Below are 22,564 nucleotides of genomic sequence, written 5' to 3' on the forward strand. Positions count from 1 at the left end.
GCCCCAGCCCCCGTTCCCCCCGCGTCCCCGAGGTGACTTCGAATGCCTGACGAAAGCAAGTACCTCGAGTACTTGAAGCGGCTCACGGCCGACCTGCGCACCGCCCGCCGGCAGCTGCGCGACGTCGAGGAGCGGGACACCGAGCCGATCGCCATCGTCGCGTCGAGCTGCCGCTTCCCGGGTGGGGTGCGCAGCCCGGAGGACCTGTGGGAGCTGGTCACGACGGGCGGCGACGCGATCGCGGACTTCCCCGGCGACCGCGGCTGGCAGCTCGAGCCCGGTCCCGGCGGGCGGGTGCCGCAGGGCGGATTCCTTTACGACGCGCCGAAGTTCGACGCCGGGTTCTTCGGCATCAGCCCGCGCGAGGCGCTGGCCGTCGACCCGCAGCAGCGTGTCCTGCTCGAGGTCGCGTGGGAGGTGTTCGAGCGGGCGGGCATCCCGGCGGACGCCGTCCGCGGCTCGGACACCGGCGTCTTCATCGGCGCGGCGTCTTCGCAGTACGGCGCGGGCAGCGGCGCGGAGCTGGCGGGGCTCGCGGGGCACCTGCTCACCGGCAACGCGACCAGCGTCGTCTCGGGCCGGCTGGCCTACACCTTCGGGCTGGAGGGCCCGGCGGTCACGGTGGACACCGCGTGCTCGTCTTCGCTGGTGTCGCTGCACTTGGCGGTGCACGCGCTGCGCACCGGCGAGTGCTCGATGGCGCTGGCCGGCGGCGTGACCGTGATGGCGCACCAGGGCACGTTCGTCGCCTTCGACAGCCAGCAAGGGCTTTCTCCGGACGGGCGCTGCAAGGCGTTCGCCGCCGCGGCCGACGGCACCGGCTGGGCCGAGGGCGCCGGCGTCCTGCTGCTGGAAACGCTTTCCGATGCCCGCCGCAACGGCCACGACGTCCTCGCCGTCGTACGCGGCACCGCGGTGAACTCCGACGGCGCGTCCAACGGCCTGACCGCCCCGCACGGCCCCTCCCAGCGCCGGGTCATCCGCCAGGCGCTGGCCAACGCGCGGCTGTCCGCCGCGCACGTCGACCTGCTCGAAGCGCACGGCACCGGCACGAAGCTGGGCGACCCGATCGAGGCGCAGGCGCTGCTCGCCACCTACGGCCAGGAGCGCGAGCCGGGGCTGCCGCTGTGGCTCGGCTCGCTGAAGTCGAACCTGGGCCACGCCCAGGCGGCGGCCGGTGTCGGCGGCGTGATCAAGCTGGTCGAGGCGCTGCGGCACGCGAAGATGCCGCGCACCCTGCACGTCGACGAGCCGACCCCGCACGTCGACTGGGCTTCGGGCGCGGTCGAGCTGCTCACCGAGGAACGCGACTGGCCGGAGACCGGACGTCCCCGGCGGGCCGCGGTGTCCGGTTTCGGGATCAGCGGGACCAACGCGCACGCGATCCTGGAAGAGGCGCCGCCCGCTCCGGTCGCTTCGGAGTCCGAGGACGCCGAGGTCGTCGTCATCCCGCCGCGCCCGCGGCCGTCGCCGCTGCCGGTGCTGGTTTCCGCCCGCAGCGCGGAGGCCCTGCGCGCACTCGCCGGGGACTTCGTCACCCACCTGACCGCGCGCCCCGAGCTGGGGCTCGCTGACGTCGCGTTCTCGGCTGCGGCCGGTCGCTCCTCCCTGGAACACCGGGCCGTCCTGCTCGCTGACGACCGTGACGCGCTGCTCACCGGCCTCACCGCATTGGCGGGCGACACCGCCGCGCCGGGGTTGGTCCGCGGGGTCACGGCCGTGCGTGGCCGCTTGGCGTTCCTGTTCACCGGCCAGGGCAGCCAGCGGGCCGGTGCCGGGCGCGAGCTGTACGCCGCGTTCCCGGAGTTCGCGGCCGCGGTCGACGAGATCTGCGCCGCGTTCGAGTCCCACTTGGACAGTCCACTCAAGACAGTCCTGTTCGACGAAACCGGTCTGCTCGAACGGACCGAGTACACCCAGGCCGCGCTGTTCACCCTCGAGGTGGCGCTGTTCCGGCTGCTGGCGCACTTCGGCGTCACGCCGGACTTCCTGGTCGGCCACTCGATCGGCGAGCTGGCCGCCGCCCACGTCGCCGGGGTCTGGTCCCTGACGGACGCCGTCACGTTGGTCGCCGCGCGCGGCCGGCTGATGCAGGCGCTCCCTTCGGGTGGCGCGATGGTGGCTCTGCAAGCGACCGAGGTCGAGGTTTCGGTATATCTGTCTGACCGTGTGACCGTTGCGGCGGTGAACGGCCCGGATTCGACGGTCATCTCGGGTGACGAGGACGCGGTGCTGGCGGTCGCGGCGCAGTTCGCCGACCTGGGCCGCAAGACGAAGCGGCTGGTTGTGAGCCACGCTTTCCACTCGCCGTTGATGGATCCGATGCTGGCAGAGTTCCGCGGTGTAGCGGAGTCTCTGTCTTACGGTAAGACGGTTATACCGATTGTCTCGAACGTCACCGGCGCCCCGGCCACCGCGGCCGAGCTGGCCGACCCGGAGTACTGGGTGCGGCACGTGCGTGAGGCCGTCCGGTTCGCCGACGGCATGCGCACGCTGACCGCGAAGGGCGTCACGACGTTCCTCGAGCTGGGCCCGGACGGCGTGCTGTCCGCGCTGGGCCGCGAGTCCGCCGGCCCGGACGCGGTGTTCGCCGCCGTGCTGCGGGCCGGCCGTCCCGAGCCCGGCTCGGCGCTGGCCGCGCTCGCCGCCGTCCACGTGCACGGGGTCGCCGTGAACTGGCCGGTGCTGTTCGAGGGTGCCCGGCGGGTCGAGCTGCCGACCTACCCGTTCCAGCGGGAGCACTACTGGATCGAGCCGAGCTCCTCCACGCCGGCCGCCACCACCGAGGACTCCGGCTTCTGGCAGGCCGTCGAGAGCGGCGACCCGGCCGCGCTCGCCGCCACGATCGACCCGGGCAACGCGGACTTGGCGTCGTCGCTGGGCGAGGTCCTGCCCGCACTGGCGTCGTGGCGCGATCGCCGCCGCGAAGAATCCACTGTGGATGGCTGGCGATACCGGATCTCCTGGACCCCCAAGCCGACCGCGACCGCCGAACTGTCCGGCACCTGGCTGGTCGTCGGCCCGCCCGGCCCACTCACCGACTCGGCCGTCGAGGCCCTGGCCACACACGGCGCGCGGGTCCGCTGGATCGCCGACGCGAGTGAACTGCCCGGCAACCTCGCCGACGCGAGCGATCTGGCCAGCGATCTCGCCGACGAACCACTCGCCGGGGTGCTCTCCCTGCTTGCCCTCGACGAGACCCCCGACCCCACCCACCCCGGCCTGACCACGGGCCTGACCGCCACGATCGAGCTGATCCAAGCCCTCGGCATGACCGCGCCGATCTGGCTCGCCACCTCCGGCGCGGTCGCCACCGGGCGCGCCGACCGGGCCGTCTCCCCGGCTCAAGCGCAGGTCTGGGGCCTCGGCCGGGTGCTCGGCCTGGAGGAGCCCGGCCGCTGGGGCGGGCTCGTCGACCTCCCGGCCGAACTCGACGCCCGCGCCGGCGCCCGGCTGGCCGCGGTGCTCGCCGACGCCGGCGAAGACCAGGTCGCCGTGCGCGCCAGCGGGGTGTTCGCCCGCCGTCTGGTCCGGGCCCCGGCGACGCCGGTGCGGTCCTGGGCCCCGCGCGGCACCGTCCTGATCACCGGCGGCACCGGCGCCCTCGGCGCGCAGGTCGCCCGCCGCCTCGCCGCCACCGGCGCGGAACGCCTGGTGCTGACCGGCCGTCGTGGCCTCGACGCCCCGGGCGCGGCCGAGCTGCGCGACGAACTCACCGCGCTCGGTGCGGACGTCGTCGTCGCGGCGTGTGACGTCGCCGACCGCGACGCTCTGGCCGCGCTGCTCGCCGAACACCCGGTGACGTCGGTGTTCCACGCCGCCGGCGCGACCGGCTCGGCGCCGTTGCACGAGACGTCCCTTACGGCGTTCGCGGAACTGTTGCGTGCCAAGGTGCTCGGCGCGGCTCACCTCGACGAACTCGTCGGCGACGTCGACGCCTTCGTCCTGTTCTCCTCGATCGCCGGAGTCTGGGGGAGTGGCGGGCAGGCCGCGTACGCGGCGGCCAACGCCCACCTGGACGCCCTGGCCGAGCAGCGCCGTTCACGCGGGCTGACCGCGACCGCGATCGCCTGGGGCCCGTGGGCCGGGGGCGGCATGGTCGAGGGTGACGGCGAGCAGCAGCTGCGCCGCCGCGGCCTGCCGCCGATGGCCACCGAGCCGGCGCTCGCCGCGCTGGCCGGGGCGCTCGACGGTGACGAGACCACGGTGACCGTCGCCGACGTGACCTGGGCTGCCTTCGCACCCGGGTTCGCCGCGGCGCGTCCGCGTCCGCTGCTCGACGAGCTGCCCGAAGCGGTCGCCGCGCTGACGGGCGGGCCCGCCCGTACCGAGTCCGGGGCGGGTGCCGAACTGCGCGCGCGGCTCGCCGCGCAACCATCCGAAAAGGACGCTCTCGGCGTGCTCGCCGGGATCGTCCGCGCCGGCGTCGCCGCCGTGCTCGGGTTCACCTCGGTCGCTGACGTGCGCGACGACCGCCCGCTGGCCGACCTCGGTTTCGACTCGCTCACCGCGGTCGAGCTGCGCGACCTGCTGGCCACCGAGACCGGGCTGAACCTGCCCGCGTCGCTGGTGTTCGACCGTCCGACGCCGGAACTGCTCGCCGCGCACCTGCACGCCGAGCTGATCGGCGACGCGCCGGTGGCGACCACCGTCACCACGTCCACTGTGGACGACCCGATCGCCATCGTGGCGATGAGCTGCCGGTACCCCGGCGGCGTCACCTCGCCCGAGGACCTCTGGCGCCTGGTGGAAGGTGGCCTCGACGGCATCGGCCCGTTCCCGGCCGACCGCGGCTGGGACCTCGACGCGCTGTACGACCCCGACCCGGACAACCCGGGCACCAGCTACACCCGCGAAGGCGGCTTCCTGCCCGCGGTCGGCGGGTTCGACGCGGCCTTCTTCGGCATCTCGCCGCGTGAAGCGCTGGCCATGGACCCGCAGCAGCGTGTGCTGCTGGAGACCGCCTGGGAGGCGTTCGAGCGCGCGGGCATCGACCCGCGTTCGGTCCGCGGCAGCCGGTCCGGCGTGTTCGTCGGCTCGAACGGCCAGGACTACGCGGCCCTCCTGATGCGCTCCGGGAACGCCGGCGAGGGTTACCTCGCCACCGGCAACGCCGCCGCCGTCGTCTCCGGCCGGCTGGCCTACACGTTCGGCCTCGAAGGCCCCGCGCTGACCGTCGACACGGCGTGCTCGTCGTCGCTGGTCGCGCTGCACCTCGCCGCGCAGGCGCTGCGCAACGGCGAGTGCGAGCTGGCGCTGGCCGGCGGCGTCACCGTGATGACCACGCCGACCGCGTTCGCCGAGTTCTCCCGTCAGCGCGGCCTGGCGGCCGACGGCCGTTGCAAGTCCTTCGCCGCCGCGGCCGACGGCACCGGCTGGGGCGAGGGCGCCGGACTCCTGTTGCTGGAAAGGCTTTCCGACGCGCAGCGCAACGGCCACCCGGTCCTCGCGCTCGTCGCGGGCAGCGCGGTCAACTCCGACGGCACGTCCAACGGCCTCACCGCACCCAACGGCCCGGCCCAGCAGAACGTCATCCGCCAGGCGCTCGGCGCCGCCGGGCTCACGACGTCCGATGTGGACACCGTGGAGGCGCACGGCACCGGCACCGTCCTCGGCGACCCGATCGAGGCGCAGGCCCTGCTGGCCACCTACGGCCGCGACCGCGACGGCGAACCGCTGTGGCTGGGCTCGCTGAAGTCGAACATCGGGCACACCCAGGCCGCCGCCGGGGTCGGCGGCGTGATCAAGACGGTCCTCGCGATGCGGCACGGCGTCCTGCCGCGCACACTGCACGTCGACGAGCCGACCCCGCACGTGGACTGGACGTCCGGTGCGGTCGAGCTGCTGACCGAGCCGCGGGCCTGGCCCGAGACCGGACGTCCGCGCCGCGCCGGCGTGTCGTCGTTCGGGGTCGGCGGGACCAACGCGCACACGATCATCGAGCAGGCTCCTTCGACCGAACCGGCTCCGGAACGCGGCGCGCGGCCCTCGCTGGCGCCGGTCGTGCTGTCCGCACGCACGCCGGACGCGCTGCGGGCGCAGGCGGCGGCACTGACCGTCGACGCCGACCTGGGTGACCTCGCCTACTCCCTGGCCACCTCACGGGCGGCGCTCGACCACCGCGCGGTCGTCACGGGTGAGACCGCCGAGGACGTCGAGCGCGGCCTGCGCGCGCTGGCCGAGGACCGGTCCGACGCCGCTCTCGTCCGCGGCGAAGCGAGCGGCGGGCTGGCGTTCCTGTTCACCGGGCAGGGCAGCCAGCGAGCCGGGATGGGCCGTGAGCTGTACGCAACCCACCCGGTCTTCGCCGACGCGCTCGACGCGGTGTGCGCGGAGTTCGACACGCACCTCGACCGTCCACTGCAGACGATCTTGTCCGAAGATTCCGAGCTGCTGGACCAGACCGCATACACCCAGGCCGCGCTGTTCGCGGTCGAGGTGGCTTTGTTCCGCCTGGTCGAATCCTGGGGCCTGCGGCCGGACTTCCTGGCCGGGCACTCGATCGGCGAGCTGGCCGCGGCGCACGTCGCCGGGGTCCTCTCGCTGACGGACGCGGTGACGCTGGTCGCCGCCCGGGGCCGCCTGATGCAGGCGTTGCCGTCGGGTGGTGCGATGGTCGCGATCCAAGCGACCGAAGACGAGGTCACCCCGCACCTGACCGAGCGCGTGAGCATCGCCGCGCTCAACGGTCCTGATGCGACAGTCGTCTCCGGCGACGAGGACGCCGTGCTGACCGTCGCCGCGCACTTCGCGGACCGCAAGACCAAGCGCCTGACCGTGAGCCACGCGTTCCACTCGCCGCTGATGGACCCGATGCTGGACGCGTTCCGCGCGGTCGCCCAGTCCCTGACGTTCGCGGCGCCGCGGATCCCGATCATCGCCGGTGACGTCACCGACCCGGAGTACTGGGTCCGGCACGTGCGTGACGCCGTCCGGTTCGCCGACGGGATGCGCACCCTGGCGGACCACGGCGTCACGACGTTCCTCGAACTGGGCCCGGACGGCGTGCTGTCCGCCATGGGCCAGGACTGCGTCGCCGACGGCACCTTCGCGCCGCTGCTGCGGTCCGGCCGCCCGGAGCGCGACACCGTCGCCACCGCGCTGGCCACCGCGTACGCCCACGGCGCGAAGATCGACTGGGCCGGGCTGTTCGCGGGCGCCGACGTCCGCCGGATCGACCTGCCCACCTACCCGTTCGAGCACACGACGTTCTGGCCCGAACCCGCCACCGCCCAGGTTTCGGGCAGCGAAGACGCCGGGTTCTGGCAGGCCGTCGAAACCGGCGACGCGGACGCGCTCGCCGCGACCCTGAACCTGCCCGCCGGTTCGCTCGCCGACGTCCTGCCCGCGCTCGCCGGCTACCGCCGCCGCGGCCAGGAAAGGTCCACTGTGGACTCCTGGCGTTACCGGATCGAGTGGCTGCCGGTGCCGTCGGACACGACCCCGGAGCTGCCTGGCCGCTGGCTGCTGGCCGGCCCCGACACCCTCGGCGTCACCGCCGCCCTCACCGCGCACGGCGCCGAGGTCGAGCCGCTGACCCCGACGGCGCTCGACGGCCCGGTCGCCGGTGTCGTCTCCCTGCTCTCGCTGGACGAGCAGGACGGCCTCGCCGCGACGCTGGACCTGGTCCAGACCCTGGCCGCGCACGAGGTCGCCGCCCCGCTGTGGCTGGTCACCTCGGGCGCCGTCGGCACCGGCCGCGCCGACCGGCCGCGCAGCGCCACCCAGGCGATGACCTGGGGTTTCGGCCGCGTCGTCGGCCTGGAGTACCCGCAGCACGGCGGTGGCCTGATCGACCTGGACACCACGCTGGACGAGCGCGCCGCCACCCGGTTCGTCCGGGTGCTGGCCGACGGCACCGAGGACCAGGTCGCGATCCGCGCCACCGGCGTCTTCGGCCGGCGCCTCACGCACGCCGCCCCCGCCACCACGGCCTGGACGCCGCGCGGGACCGTGCTGGTCACCGGCGGCACCGGCGCGCTCGGCGCCCACGTCGCCCGCCACCTGGCCGCCGAGGGCGTCGACCGGCTGGTGCTCACCAGCCGTCGCGGCCTGGACGCGCCGGGCGCGGCCGAGCTGCGCGCCGAACTCGCCGAGTCCGGTGTGGACGTGGTCGTCGCGGCCTGCGACGTCGCCGACCGCGACGCGCTCGCCACGCTGCTAGCGGAGTACCCGGTGGACGCCGTCGTGCACGCGGCCGGCGCGGGTGACCCGGCGCGGCTCGCCGACTTGACGCGGGACGGGCTCGCCGCCGTCGTCGAGGCCAAGGTCGCCGGCGCGGCCAACCTCGACGAACTCGCCGGGGACGTCGACGCCTTTGTGCTCTTCTCGTCGATCGCGGGAGTGTGGGGGAGTGGCGGCCAGGCCGCCTACGCCGCCGCAAACGCTTTCCTCGACGCGCTCGCCGAGCAGCGGCGCGCCCGGGGCGTCCCGGCGACCGCGATCGCCTGGGGCCCGTGGGCCGAGGGCGGCATGGTCGGCGCCGAAGCCGAGGCCGACCTGCGCCGCCGTGGCCTGCCGGCGCTTGCGCCCGAACTCGCCGTCACCGCCCTGACCTGCGGCGACGCCGCTGTCGTCGTCGTCGACGTCGACTGGGCGCGGTTCGCTCCCGGCTACCGGCTGGCTCGGCCGCGGCCGCTGATCGGCGACCTCCCCGAGGTCCGCGCGCTCGACACCGCTCCGGCGGCCGGCGACCGGCCCGCGCTCGTCACCCGCCTCGCGCCGCTCGCCCCCGCCGAACGGGAGCGCGCTCTGCTCGATGTCGTCCGCGCGGAGGCCGCGCTCGCGCTCGGCCACTCCGGCCCGGACGCCACCGCCGCGGTGCCGGCGGCCCGCGCGTTCCGCGACCTCGGCTTCGACTCGCTGACCGCGGTCGACCTGCGCAACCGCCTCACCGCGGCGACCGGGCTCGCGCTGCCCGCATCGCTCGCCTTCGACCACCCGAGCCCCGAGGCGCTCGCCCGACAGCTCGACGCGGAGCTGTTCGGTACCGTCCACAATGGACCCGAGACGCCGGTTGTGACGGTGACCGGCGACGACCCGATCGTCGTCGTCGCCATGAGCTGCCGTCTGCCCGGCGGCGTGCGCAGCCCGGAAGACCTCTGGGACCTGGTCGTCTCCGGCGGCGACGCGGTGACCGAGTTCCCCGCCGACCGCGGCTGGGACCTCGGCGCGCTCTACCACCCGGACCCGGCCCACCCCGGCACGTCCTACGCCCGTACCGGCGGTTTCCTGCACGACGCGGGCGACTTCGACCCGGCGTTCTTCGGCATCAGCCCGCGTGAAGCGCTTTCGATGGACCCGCAACAGCGGCTGCTGCTGGAGACGTCGTGGGAGGCGTTCGAACGGGCCGGCATCCCGGTTGAGTCCCTGCGGGGGAGCCGGACCGGTGTGTTCGTCGGCTCGAACAGCCAGGACTACGCGACCCTGCTGATGGTCGCGCGGCAGGACGCCGAGGGGTACGTCGCCACCGGCAACGCCGCGAGCGTCGTGTCCGGCCGGCTCGCCTACACCTTCGGGCTGGAGGGCCCGGCCGCGACGATCGACACCGCGTGCTCGTCTTCGCTGGTCGCGGTGCACTGGGCCGCGCAGGCGCTGCGGGCCGGCGAGTGCTCGCTGGCGCTGGCCGGCGGGGCGCTGGTGATGGCCACGCCCGGCACGTTCATCGAGTTCTCGCGCCAGCGGGGCCTCGCCGCGGACGGCCGCTGCAAGGCGTTTGCCGACGCGGCCGACGGTACCGGCTGGGGTGAAGGCGCCGGAATGCTGGTGCTGGAAAGGCTTTCCGACGCCCGTCGCAACGGCCACCCGGTCCTCGCGGTCCTGCGGGGCTCGGCGATCAACTCCGACGGCGCGTCCAACGGCCTCACCGCACCCAACGGCCCGGCCCAGCAACGCGTGATCCGCCAGGCCCTCGCCGCCGCCGGACTGTCCACTTCGGACGTCGACGTCGTCGAGGCGCACGGCACCGGCACCACGCTGGGCGATCCGATCGAGGCGCAGGCCGTGCTGGCCACCTACGGTCGTGACCGCGACGGCGAGCCGCTGCTGCTGGGCTCGCTGAAGTCGAACATCGGGCACACGCAGGCCGCCGCGGGCGTCGCCGGGATGATGAAGATGATCCTGGCGATGCAGCACGGCACCGTGCCGAAGACGCTGCACGTCGACGCGCCGTCGTCCCAGGTGGACTGGACGGCGGGAGCGGTCGAGCTGGTCACCGAGGGCCGCCCGTGGCCCGAGGTGGGCCGCGTGCGCCGTGCCGCCGTGTCGTCGTTCGGCATGAGCGGCACCAACGCGCACGTGGTGCTGGAGGAGGCGCCGCCCGCCGACCAGGCACCGGTGGTCTCGGTGCCGATGGCGCCGTGGACGCTGTCCGCGCACACCGCCGAGGCCCTGCGCGAGCAGGCCGCCCGGCTGCTGACGCACCTGGACACCGACGGCTGGGAGCCCGCGGACGTCGCGTATTCGCTGGCCACGACCCGGTCGCGGCAGCCGCACCGCGCGGCCGTGCTGGGTACCGACCGCGAGACCCTGCTGGCCGGGCTGGCGGCTCTGGCCGCGGGCGAACCGTCGGCCCTGACTGGCGTCGCGGGGGAAGGCCGGCTGGCGTTCCTGTTCACCGGCCAGGGCAGCCAGCGGGCCGGGATGGGCCGTGAGCTGTACTCGACGCACCCGGTTTTCGCCGACGCGCTGGACGCGGTGTGCGCGGAGTTCGACACGCACCTGGACCGTCCACTGCGGACCGTCCTTTTCGGGGACTCCGAGCTGCTGGACCAGACGGCGTACACCCAGGCCGCGCTGTTCGCGATCGAGGTCGCCCTGTTCCGGCTGGTGGAGCACTACGGTCTCCGTCCCGACTTCCTCGCGGGCCACTCGGTCGGCGAGCTGGCCGCGGCGCACGTCGCCGGGGTCCTGTCGCTGGCGGACGCCGTGACGCTGGTCGCCGCGCGGGGCCGGCTCATGCAGGCGCTGCCCACCGGCGGGGCGATGGTCGCGATCCAGGCGACCGAGGACGAGGTCGCGCCGCACCTGACCGAGCGCGTGAGCATCGCCGCCCTGAACGGCCCGGCCTCGACCGTGATCTCGGGTGACGAGGCCGCGGTGCTGGCCGTGGCCGCGCAGTTCGCGGACCGCAAGACCAAGCGGCTCACGGTGAGCCACGCGTTCCACTCGCCGCTGATGGACCCGATGCTGGACGAGTTCCGCGCGGTCGCCGAGACCCTGACCTACGCCGAGCCGCGGATCCCGATCCTCGCCGGTGACGTCACCGATCCCGGGTACTGGGTGCGGCACGTCCGCGAGGCCGTCCGGTTCGCCGACGCCATGCGCGCCCTGGAGGCGACCGGCGTCACGACGTACCTCGAGCTGGGCCCGGATGGAGTGCTGTCCGCGATGGGGCAGGACTGCGTCACCGACGCCGTGTTCGCGCCCGTGCTGCGGAGTGGCCGGTCCGAGGAGCAGGCGTTCGCCCACGCCCTCGGCCAGGCGCACGTCCGCGGCCACGTCCCGGATTGGGCCACGGTCCTGGCCGGCGCCCGCCGGATCGACCTGCCCACCTACGCTTTCCAGAACCGGCGCTATTGGCCGGAAGTCGAGCTGCCCAATGGGTTCGAGACCTCTTCGGACGACGCCGAGTTCTGGACCGTCGTCGAAGCCGACGACGCGGCCGCGCTCGCCACGACCCTCGCCATCACCGAGCGCGACGCCGAGACCCTGCTGCCCGCACTGGCGAACTGGCGCCGGTCCGGCCAGGAGAAGTCCATAGTGGACTCCTGGCGGTACCGGATCACCTGGCAGCCGCTGACCGACCTGCCCGCGCCGGTGCTGTCCGGCACCTGGCTGCTGCTGGCCCCCGCCGGCCACCCGCTGGCCGGGGTGCTGGCCCGCTACGGCGCGGAGACCGTCGTCGTCGAGCCCGCGGCCCGCGAATCCCTGGCCGTCGAGATCGCCGGTGCCGGCTGGGAACGCGAGATCGCCGGGGTACTTTCGCTGGTCACCGCCGATGACCCGGCCACCGCGTCCGCTCAGCTGCTGGACGTCCTGCGGGCGCTGGGTGACGCCGACGTCACCGCGCCCCTGTGGGTGGCGACCGAAGGCGCCGTCTCGACCGGACGCGCCGACCGCGTCCGCGCCGCCGGTCAAGCCGCCGCGTGGGGCCTGGGCCGGGTGGCCGGCCTGGAGCTGCCGCAGCGCTGGGGTGGCCTCGTCGACCTGCCGGAGGTGCTCGACGAGCGGGCCGGCGCCCGCCTCGCCGGGGTGCTCACCGGTGCCGAAGACCAGGTCGCCGTCCGCGGCTCGGGCGTCCACGTCCGCCGTCTCGTCCGCGCCGACAAGTCTGCAACGGACCTCTGGACGCCACGGGGGACCGTGCTCGTCACCGGCGGCACCGGCGCCCTGGGCGCGCAGGTCGCTCGCTGGGCCGCGGAAAACGGGGCCGAGCGGCTCGTCCTGACCAGCCGTTCCGGGCTCGCCGCGCCGGGTGCCGAAGCCCTGCGCGACGAACTCGGCGTCGACGTCGTGATCGCCGCCTGCGACGTCACTGACCGCGACGCCGTCGCCGCCCTGATCGCCGAGTATCCGGTGGACGCCGTGGTGCACGCCGCCGGTGTCGACCGCCCGACGCCCCTGGCCGACGGTGACACGGCCGAGTTCGCCGACGTCCTGGCCGCCAAGGTCGCGGGCGCGGCGAACCTCGACGCCGTGCTCGGCGAGACCGAGCTGGACGCGTTCGTCCTCTTCGCCTCGATCTCCGGGACCTGGGGTTCCGGCGGCCAGGGCGCGTACTCGGCGGCCAACGCCTACCTCGACGCGCTGGCGCAGTCCCGCCGCGACCGCGGTCTGACCGCGACCGCCGTTGCCTGGGGCCCGTGGGACGGCGGTGGCATGGCCTCGCGCGGCGACGCCGCCGACCAGCTGCGCCGCCGTGGTCTCGAGCCGATGTCCGCGACGCTCGCGGTCCGCGCGCTCGCCCAGGCCGTCGGCGCCGGTGAGACCGCGCTGGTCGTGGCCGACGTCGACTGGGCGCGGTTCGCGCCGTCGTTCGCCGCGGCCCGCCCGCGCCCGCTGCTCGACACCATCCCCGAGGTCGCCGCCGCTCTGGCCGGCGACGAAGAGCCTGCCGAGACGTCCGAGCTCGCCCGGCAGCTGGCCGGGATGGCCGACGCCGAGCGCGAGCGGGTGCTGCTGGACCTGGTGCGCACGCACGCGGCCGCGGTGCTCGGCCACACCGGCGTCGGCGAGGTCGAACCCGGGAAAGCCTTCCGAGAACTGGGTTTCGACTCGCTCACCGCGGTCGAGCTGCGCAACGCCCTGGGCACCGCGACGGGCCTGCGCCTGCCCGCGACGCTCGTGTTCGACCACCCGACGCCGGCCGTCCTGACCACGCACCTCGTCACGCTGCTGCTCGGTGGGGAAGCCGTTGCGCGGGCCGCGGTCAGCACCGTGCGCGACGCCGACGACCCGATCGCGATCGTGGCCATGAGCTGCCGGTACCCCGGGGGCGTCCGCTCGCCGGAGGACCTCTGGCGGCTGGTGGCCGACGGCCGCGACGCGGTGTCCGAAATGCCCGGCGACCGCGGCTGGAACCTCGACGCGCTGTACGACCCGGACCCCGAGAGCGAAGGCACGTCTTACGCCCGCGAAGGCGGCTTCTTACACGACGTGGCCGAGTTCGACGCCGACTTCTTCGGCATCTCGCCGCGCGAAGCGCTCGGCATGGACCCGCAGCAGCGGCTGCTGCTGGAGATCACCTGGGAGGCGTTCGAACGCGCCGGCATCGACCCGAAGGCGGTGCGCGGCACCGAGGTCGGCGTCTTCGCCGGCACCAACAGCCAGGACTACGCGGCGCTGCTGATGACCGCGCCGCAGGGCGCCGAGGGGCACGTCGCGACCGGCAACTCCGCCAGCGTCGTCTCGGGCCGGCTCGCCTACACCTTCGGCCTCGAAGGCCCGGCCGTCACGGTCGACACGGCCTGCTCGTCTTCGCTGGTGGCGCTGCACCTCGCGGCGCAGGCCCTGCGCAACGGCGAGTGCTCGCTGGCCCTGGCCGGCGGGGCGCTGGTGATGGCCACCCCGGGCACGTTCGTCGAGTTCTCACGGCAGCGGGGCCTCGCGCCGGACGGCCGCTGCAAGGCGTTCGCCGCGGCCGCCGACGGCACGGGCTGGGGCGAAGGCGCCGGCATGCTGCTGCTGGAGCGGCTGTCCGACGCGCGCCGCCACGGCCACCCGGTGCTCGCGCTGGTGCGCGGGACCGCGATCAACCAGGACGGCGCGTCCAACGGCCTCACCGCCCCCAGCGGCCCGGCCCAGCAGCGCGTCATCCGGCAGGCGCTGGCCAACGCCGGTCTGGCTGCTTCGGACGTCGACGCCGTCGAGGCCCACGGCACCGGCACGGTGCTCGGCGACCCGATCGAGGCCCAGGCACTGCTCGCGACCTACGGGCAGGACCGGTCCGAGCCTTTGTTGCTGGGTTCGCTGAAGTCCAACATCGGCCACACGCAGGCGGCCGCTGGCGTTGGCGGGATCATCAAGATGGTCCAGGCGATGCGTCACGGCGTGCTGCCGAAGACGCTGCACGTCGACGAGCCGTCGCCGCACGTCGACTGGACCGCGGGTGCGGTGTCGCTGCTGACCGAGGCGCACGACTGGCCTTTGGTCGATCGGCCGCGGCGAGCTGCGGTGTCGTCGTTCGGCATGAGCGGCACCAACGCGCACGCCGTCATCGAGCAGGCGCCGGACTTCGCGCCGGAATCTCGGGCGATCGGCCGGGTGCCGCTGCTGGTGTCGGGCACCGACGCCGAGGCCGTCCGGGCGCAGGCCCGGCAGTTGCTCGCGCACTGGGACGCCGCTCCGCACGTGACGCCGGCCGAGCTGGCCGTCGCGTCGGCGACCACCCGGGCCGCGCTGCCCGCCCGCGCCGCGCTCCTGGCCACCGGCCGCGACGAACTGCGGGCCGCCCTCGGCGCCCTCGGCAGCGGTGAAGCCGGAGCCGTCACCGGCACGGCGACCGGTGGCCGGCTGGCGTTCCTGTTCACCGGCCAGGGGAGTCAGCGAGCGGGGATGGGCCGAGAGCTGTACTCGGCGTTCCCCGTCTTAGCCGACGCCCTGGACGCGGTGTGCGCTGAGTTCGACACGCACCTCGACCGTCCACTCCGGACGGTCATCTTCGAAGACTCGGCTCTGCTCGACCAGACCGTCTACACTCAGGCCGCGCTGTTCGCGGTCGAGGTGGCCCTGTTCCGGTTGCTGGAGCACTGGGGCCTGCGACCGGACTTCCTGGTGGGCCACTCGATCGGCGAGCTGGCCGCAGCCCACGTCTCTGGTGTGCTGTCCCTGGCCGACGCGGTGACGCTGGTCGCCGCGCGGGGCCGCCTGATGCAGGCGCTGCCGACCGGTGGCGCGATGGTCGCGATCCAGGCTACCGAGGACGAGGTTTCGGTATATCTGTCTGACCGTGTGACCATCGCCGCCCTGAACGGCCCGACCTCGACGGTGATCTCCGGCGACGAGTCCGAGGTGCTTGCTGTGGTGGCGCACTTCGCAGACCGCAAGACCAAGCGCCTCACGGTCAGCCACGCGTTCCACTCGCCGCTCATGGACCCGATGCTGGACGAGTTCCGTGCGGTCGCCCGATCCCTGACGTTCGCCACGCCGCGGATCCCGATCGTCGCCGGTGAGGTGACCGACCCGGAGTACTGGGTGCGGCACGTGCGCGAGGCCGTGCGATTCGTCGACGGCATGCGGACCCTCGAAGCGGCCGGGGTCACGACGTACCTCGAGCTGGGCCCGGACGGCGTGCTGACCGCACTCGCCCAGGACTGCGTAGCCGGCGGGGTGTTCGCCCCGGCGTTGCGGGGTGACCGGCCCGAGGAGGACACGCTCATCGCGGCCGTCGCCACCGCGCACGTCCACGGTGTTTCGCCGGACTGGACGGCGGTGGCCGGGGGCCGTGGCGGCCACGTCGATCTGCCGACCTACGCGTTCCGGCGCCGTCGGTTCTGGCCCGAGGCCGCGGCGTCGGCCGAGCCGGTGGCCGGGACCGAAGCCGAGCGCGAGTTCTGGACCGCGGTGGAGAACGCCGACCTCGGCCGCCTCACCGGCGCCCTCGCCCTCACCGGCGACGAGCCGTTCAGCGAAGTCCTGCCCGCTCTGTCGGCGTGGCGACGGCAGCAGCACACCGAGTCCACAGTGGACGGCTGGCGCTACCGGACGACCTGGCAGCCCTGGACGGACCTCGGCGAGCCCACGCTGTCCGGCACCTGGCTGGTCTCCGACGGCGACACCGCCGTGTCCGACGCTGTGACCAGGGCCGGTGCGGACGTCGTCCGGATCACCCTGGACGAGACTCTCGCCGCGCAGCTCGCCGGCGTCGGCGAGGTGGCGGGCGTGCTGGCCGTGCTGACCGAGGACGACGGTGACCTCGCAATGCCGGGCAGCGTGAAGGCTGCTCTGACCGCGATCCAGGCAGGCGTCGACGCCCCGCTGTGGGTCCTCACCAGCGGCGCTGTGTCGACCGGCCGGGCCGACCGACTGCGCAACGCGGCCCAGGCGATGGTCTGGGGCCTCGGCCGCGTCGCCGCGCTCGAACTGCCCCAGCGCTGGGGCGGGCTGATCGACCTGCCCGAGGACTTCGACGAGCGCACCGGCGCCCGCCTCACCGCGATCCTCACCGGCGGCAACGAGGACCAGGTCGCCGTCCGCGGCTCCGGCGTCTACGTGCGCCGCCTCGTCCGGGCGCCGCGACCGGCGGCCACCACGTCGTGGACGCCGGGCGGGACCGTCCTGATCACCGGTGGTACCGGTGCGCTGGGCGCGGAAGTCGCCCGCTGGGCGGCCGGGAACGGCGCCGAGCGGCTGGTGCTGACCAGCCGCCGCGGCCTCGACGCGCCGGGTGCCGCGCAGCTGCGCGACGAACTCGCCGAGTCCGGTGTGGACGTCGTGATCGCCGCCTGCGACGTCGCCGACCGCGACGCCGTGAAGACCCTGCTGGCCGAGCACCCGGTGGACGCCGTGGTGCACACCGCAGGTGTCGACTTGCCGACCGATCTGACCACTGTGGACACCGAGGCGTTCGCCGACGTGCTGTCTGCGAAGGTCCTCGGCGCGGCCCACCTGGACAGCCTCGCCGGGGACGTGGACGCGTTCGTCCTCTTCTCCTCGATCTCCGGCGTGTGGGGCGCGGGCGGGCAGGCCGCCTACTCGGCCGCCAACGCCTACCTGGACGCGCTCGCCCAGTCACGCCGCGACCGCGGGCTGCCGGCCACGGCCGTCGCCTGGGGACCGTGGGCCGGTGGCGGCATGGCCTCACGCGGTGACGCGACGGCCCACCTGCGCCGCCGCGGTGTCACGCCGATGCGGCCGGAGACGGCGATCGCCGCGCTCGCCCAGGCGGTGAACCAGGATCCGGCCGTGGTCGTGGCCGATGTGGACTGGACGCGGTTCGCGCCGTCGTTCGCCTCGGTCCGCCCGCGTCCGCTGCTCGACGGCGTGCCCGAGGCCCGGGCCGCCCTCGCCGCGGCCGAGGCCGGGCCGGTGCCCGGCGACGACACGTTCCGCACCCGGCTGGCCGGCATGGGCCGCGCCGAACAGGACCGGACGCTCGTCGCGCTGGTCCGGGCCGAGGCGGCCGCGGTGCTGGGCCACGACAGCGCCACGGCGATCGAGTCCGGCCGGGCGTTCAAGGACCTCGGGTTCGACTCGCTCACCGCCGTCGAACTCCGCAACCGGCTCGCGACCGCGACCGGTGTCCGGCTGCCTGCGACTCTCGTCTTCGACCACCCGAACTCCACCGCGCTGGCCGCGAGCCTGCGGGCGGATCTGGTCGGCGACACGGCGACCACCCTCGTGGAAGCCGTGTCCACTGTGGACGACGACCCGATCGCCATCGTGGCGATGAGCTGCCGTTACCCCGGTGGCGTGCGGTCGCCGGAAGACCTGTGGCACCTGGTCGCCGACGGCGTCGACGCCGTCTCCGAGTTCCCCGCCGACCGTGGCTGGGACCTCGGCACGCTATACGACCCGAGCCAGGAAGCACCCGGGACGAGCTACGCCAAGGAAGGCGGCTTCCTGAACGGCGCGGCGGACTTCGATCCGGCGTTCTTCGGCATCAGCCCGCGTGAAGCACTGGCCATGGACCCGCAGCAGCGGCTGCTGCTGGAGACGTCGTGGGAGGCGTTCGAGCGCGCGGGCATCCCGCCCGAGGCGTTCCGCGGCAGCCGGACCGGCGTGTTCGCCGGCACCAACAGCCAGGACTACGCGGCGCTGCTGTTCGGCGCGGCGGAGAACACCGAGGGGTACGTCGCCACCAGCAACGCGGCGAGCGTCGTCTCCGGGCGGCTGTCCTACACGTTCGGCCTGGAGGGCCCGGCGCTGACGGTCGACACGGCGTGCTCGTCGTCGCTGGTCGCGGTGCACCTCGCGGCCCAGGCGCTGCGGCAGGGCGAGTGCGAACTCGCACTGGCCGGCGGTGTCCTGGTCATGGCGACCCCGGGCACGTTCATCGAGTTCTCGCGGCAGCGCGCGCTGTCGGCGGACGGCCGCTGCAAGGCCTTCGCCGACGCCGCCGACGGCACGGGCTGGGGTGAAGGCGTCGGCATGCTCCTGCTGGAGCGGTTGTCCGACGCGCAGCGCAACGGCCACCCGGTCCTGGCGATCGTGCGGGGGAGTGCGATCAACCAGGACGGCGCGTCCAACGGCCTGACCGCGCCCAACGGACCCGCGCAGCAACGCGTGATCCGCCAGGCGCTGACCAGCGCCGGTCTGTCCACTTCGGACGTCGACGCGGTCGAGGGCCACGGCACCGGCACAACGCTGGGTGACCCGATCGAGACGCAGGCGCTGCTGGCCACCTACGGCCAGGACCGCGAGACGCCGTTGCTGCTCGGGTCGTTGAAGTCCAACATCGGACACACGCAAGCGGCCGCGGGCGTCGGCGGCATCATCAAGATGGTTCAGGCGATGCAGCACGGTCTCTTGCCGAAGACGCTGCACGTCGACGCGCCGTCGTCCCAAGTGGACTGGAACGCCGGTGCCGTCGAGCTGCTGACCGAGGCCCGTGACTGGCCGTCGGTGGATCGCCCAAGGCGCGCCGGGGTGTCGTCGTTCGGCATGAGCGGCACCAACGCCCACATCATCCTCGAACAGGCCCCCGAAACGCAGGAGGCCACTGGCTCGGAGACGCGGCCAGCGCTCCTGCCCTGGGTGCTGTCCGCTCGCAGTGCCCCGGCGCTGCGAGCCAGGGCTGCCGAACTGGCCGCCGACGTCGATCCGCTGGACCTCGCGCACGCCCTCGCCACCCGGCGCGGCGCGCACGAGCACCGCGCGATGATCGTCGCACCGGACCAGGAGACGCGGCTGGCCGCGCTGGCCGCGCTCGCCGCCGGTGCGGCCGCGCCCGGTCTCGTCGAAGGCACGGTCGGCAACGGGGCGCTGGCGTTCCTGTTCACCGGGCAGGGTGCGCAGCGCGCCGGGATGGGCCGGGAGCTGTACGCGGCGCACCCGGCGTTCGCGACCGCGTTCGACGCCGTCTGCGCGCACCTCGACCAGCACCTGGAACGTCCACTGCGGACGGTCGTCTTCGCCGCGCCCGGCTCGGACGACGCGGCGCTGCTCGACCACACCGGCTACACCCAGCCCGCGCTGTTCGCCCTCGAAGTCGCGCTGTACCGGCTCCTGGAAAGCTTCGGCGTGACGCCCGGCTTCGTCGCCGGGCACTCCATCGGCGAACTGGCCGCCGCGCACGTCGCCGGGGTGTTCGACCTCGCCGACGCGGCCGCGCTGGTGGCGGCCCGCGGCAGGCTGATGCAGGCCCTGCCGTCCGGTGGCGCGATGGTCGCGATCCAGGCGAGCGAGGACGAGGTCGTGCCGCTGCTCACCGGCGGCGTCGCGATCGCCGCGGTCAACGGTCCACAAGCGACAGTCGTGTCCGGCGACGAGCAGGCTGTGCTCGACCTGGCCGCCGGGTTCGGCGCCACCGGGCGCAAGACCCGGCGGCTCACCGTCAGCCACGCCTTCCACTCACCGCGGATGGACCCGATGCTGGCGGAGTTCCGGGCCGTCGCCGAACGCGTCACCTTCGCACCGCCGCGGATCCCGCTGGTGTCCACAGTGACCGGTGAGCCGGCGACCGAACTCGGCGCGGACTACTGGGTCGGCCAGGTCCGCGAGGCCGTGCGGTTCGCGGACGCGGTCCGCACCCTGGAGACGGCCGGCGCGACGACGTTCACCGAGATCGGCCCGGACGGCGTGCTCAGCGCGATGGCCGCCGAGTCGTTCACCGGCGTGACCGAGGACCCGGTCGTGACGCCGGCCCTGCGCGGCGACCGGCCCGAAGCCGACGCGTTCGCCGCCGCCCTGGCCCGGCTCTACGTCCGCGGGTTCGCCCCGGACTGGGACGTCGTCTTCGCCGGCACCACGCCGCGCCGGGTCGACCTCCCGACCTACCCGTTCCAGCACGCCCGCTTCTGGCCCACGGCCGCGCCCGCTCCGGAAAAGGCTTCCGCGGGCGACGACGAGTTCTGGACGGCCGTGCGCCAGGGTGACTTGTCGACACTGCCGGGGTTCCCCGCGGACGCGCTGCAAGAAGCGCTGCCCGCGTTGTCCGAGTGGCACGAAGGCCGTCGAGAGCAGTCCATCGTGGACTCTTGGCGCTACGGCGTCCGCTGGGTCCCGTTCGAGACCACCGCGTCGCCGGTGCTGAAGGGGACGTGGCTGGTCGTCGGCGAGCGCACCACCTCGGTCACCGACGCGCTGGAGACGCACGGCGCGAAGGTCGTCGGCGTCGACGTCGACCCGCACGGGGCATTCGCGGACCAGTTGCTGCTCGCCACCGCCGGGCACGACTTCGCCGGGGTGCTTTCGCTGCTGGGTACCGCCGAGGGTGCGCACTCGGAACACCCGGTGCTGCCCACAGCGGTGGCCGGCACGGTCACGCTCGTCCAGGCCCTGGCCGAAATCGGACTCGACGCTCCCTTGTGGATTGTCACCCGCGACGGCGTCGACCGGCCGGAACCGGCGCAGGTCTGGGGCCTCGGCCGGGTCGTCGCACTGGAGTACCCGCAGCGCTGGGGCGGTCTGGTCGACATCCCCGAGCGGTTCGACGAGCGCGCGGCGACCCGCCTGGCCGCGGTGCTCGCAGGCGATCGCGACGGGGAGGACCAGGTCGTGATCCGGTCGTCCGGGACGCTGGCCCGCCGGCTGGAACGGCGGCCGCGCACCGGCACCGGTACCTGGAACCCGCGCGGCACGGTGCTGGTCACCGGCGGCACCGGCGCCCTCGGTGCCCGGGTCGCGCTGTGGCTGGCGAAGAGCGGCGCCGAGCACCTGGTCCTGACCAGCCGCCGGGGCGCGGACGCGCCCGGCGCCGCCGAACTGACCGCCGGGCTCACCGAGCTGGGCGCCCGGGTGAGCGTGGTCGCCTGCGACGTCGCCGACCGCGACGCCGTGGCGAAGCTGGTCGCCGAGTACCCGCCCAACGCCGTCGTGCACGCCGCCGGGCTGGACGTCCCGGTGCCGCTGCCCGAGGTCACGCCGGCGCTGTTCGCGCAGGTCCTGGCCGGGAAGGTGGCCGGCGCGCGGCACCTGGACGAGCTGCTCGGCGACACCCCGCTCGACGCGTTCGTGCTGTTCTCCTCGATCTCGGGGATCTGGGGCAGCGGCGGCCAGCCGGCCTACGCGGCGGCCAACGCGAGCCTCGACGCGCTCGCCGCGTCCCGGCACGCCCGGGGCCTGGCGGCCACCGCCGTTTCGTGGGGCCCGTGGGCCGACGGCGGCATGGCGCAGGGCGCACCCGAAGAGCACCTCCGCCGCCGCGGCCTGCCCGCGATCGCGCCGGACGCGGCGATCACCGCGCTCGGCCAGGCCCTCGCGGACGGCGACCCGCAGCTCACCGTCGCCGACGTTGACTGGGCGCGGTTCGCCCCGGCGTTCTCGGTGAGCCGGGCGCGGCCGCTGCTGACCGGTGTGCCGGAGGCGGCGAAAGCCATGGCCCCGGCGGAAGAACCGGTCGTCGTCGGCGAAACCGCTTTCAGCCGGTTGCTCGCGGACGCTCCGGCGTCCGAGCGCCAAGACGCGCTGACCGGGGCGATCCGGCGGGAGGCCGCGGCCGTGCTGGGCCACGCCGACGGCGTCGAGCAGGTCGGCCCGAACCGGGCCTTCCGTGAGCTCGGGTTCGACTCGCTGACCGCGGTCGAACTGCGCGACCGGCTCGCCACCGCCTCCGGGCTGCGGTTGCCGGCGACGCTGGTCTTCGACTACCCGACGCCGTCGGCGCTGGCCGCGCACCTGCTGGCCGGGCTGGCCCCGGACACCGGCGCGTCGCTGCTGGACGAGCTGGAACGCCTGGAGACGGCGTTGGCCACCGCCGACGTTCCGTCCGGAGTGGACGATCTGCACGGCGCGGTCGCCGCCCGGCTGCAGGCGGTGCTGGCGCGCTGGAACGACCGCCGCGCCGCCGAGCCGAAGGTGACCGCCGCGCAGCAGCTGAGCGACGCGAGCGCGGACGAACTCCTCGAATTCATCGACAACGAGCTGGGGATGTCATGACGGGCACGAACCGTCCACTGGGGAATGA

1 protein-coding gene is annotated in these 22,564 nt (G+C 74.4%); it reads left to right on the top strand.

Translation table 11 applies throughout. The features are described from left to right. The first annotated feature begins 42 nt into the window (after positions 1-42). Positions 43-22,536 (top strand): type I polyketide synthase, encoded by a 22,494-nt coding sequence (locus tag MUY22_RS27915; protein WP_247049345.1) that lies wholly within the window; start codon positions 43-45, stop codon positions 22,534-22,536. The last annotated feature ends 28 nt before the right edge of the window (positions 22,537-22,564 follow it).

The organism is Amycolatopsis sp. WQ 127309, assembly GCF_023023025.1.
GTDB lineage: Bacteria > Actinomycetota > Actinomycetes > Mycobacteriales > Pseudonocardiaceae > Amycolatopsis.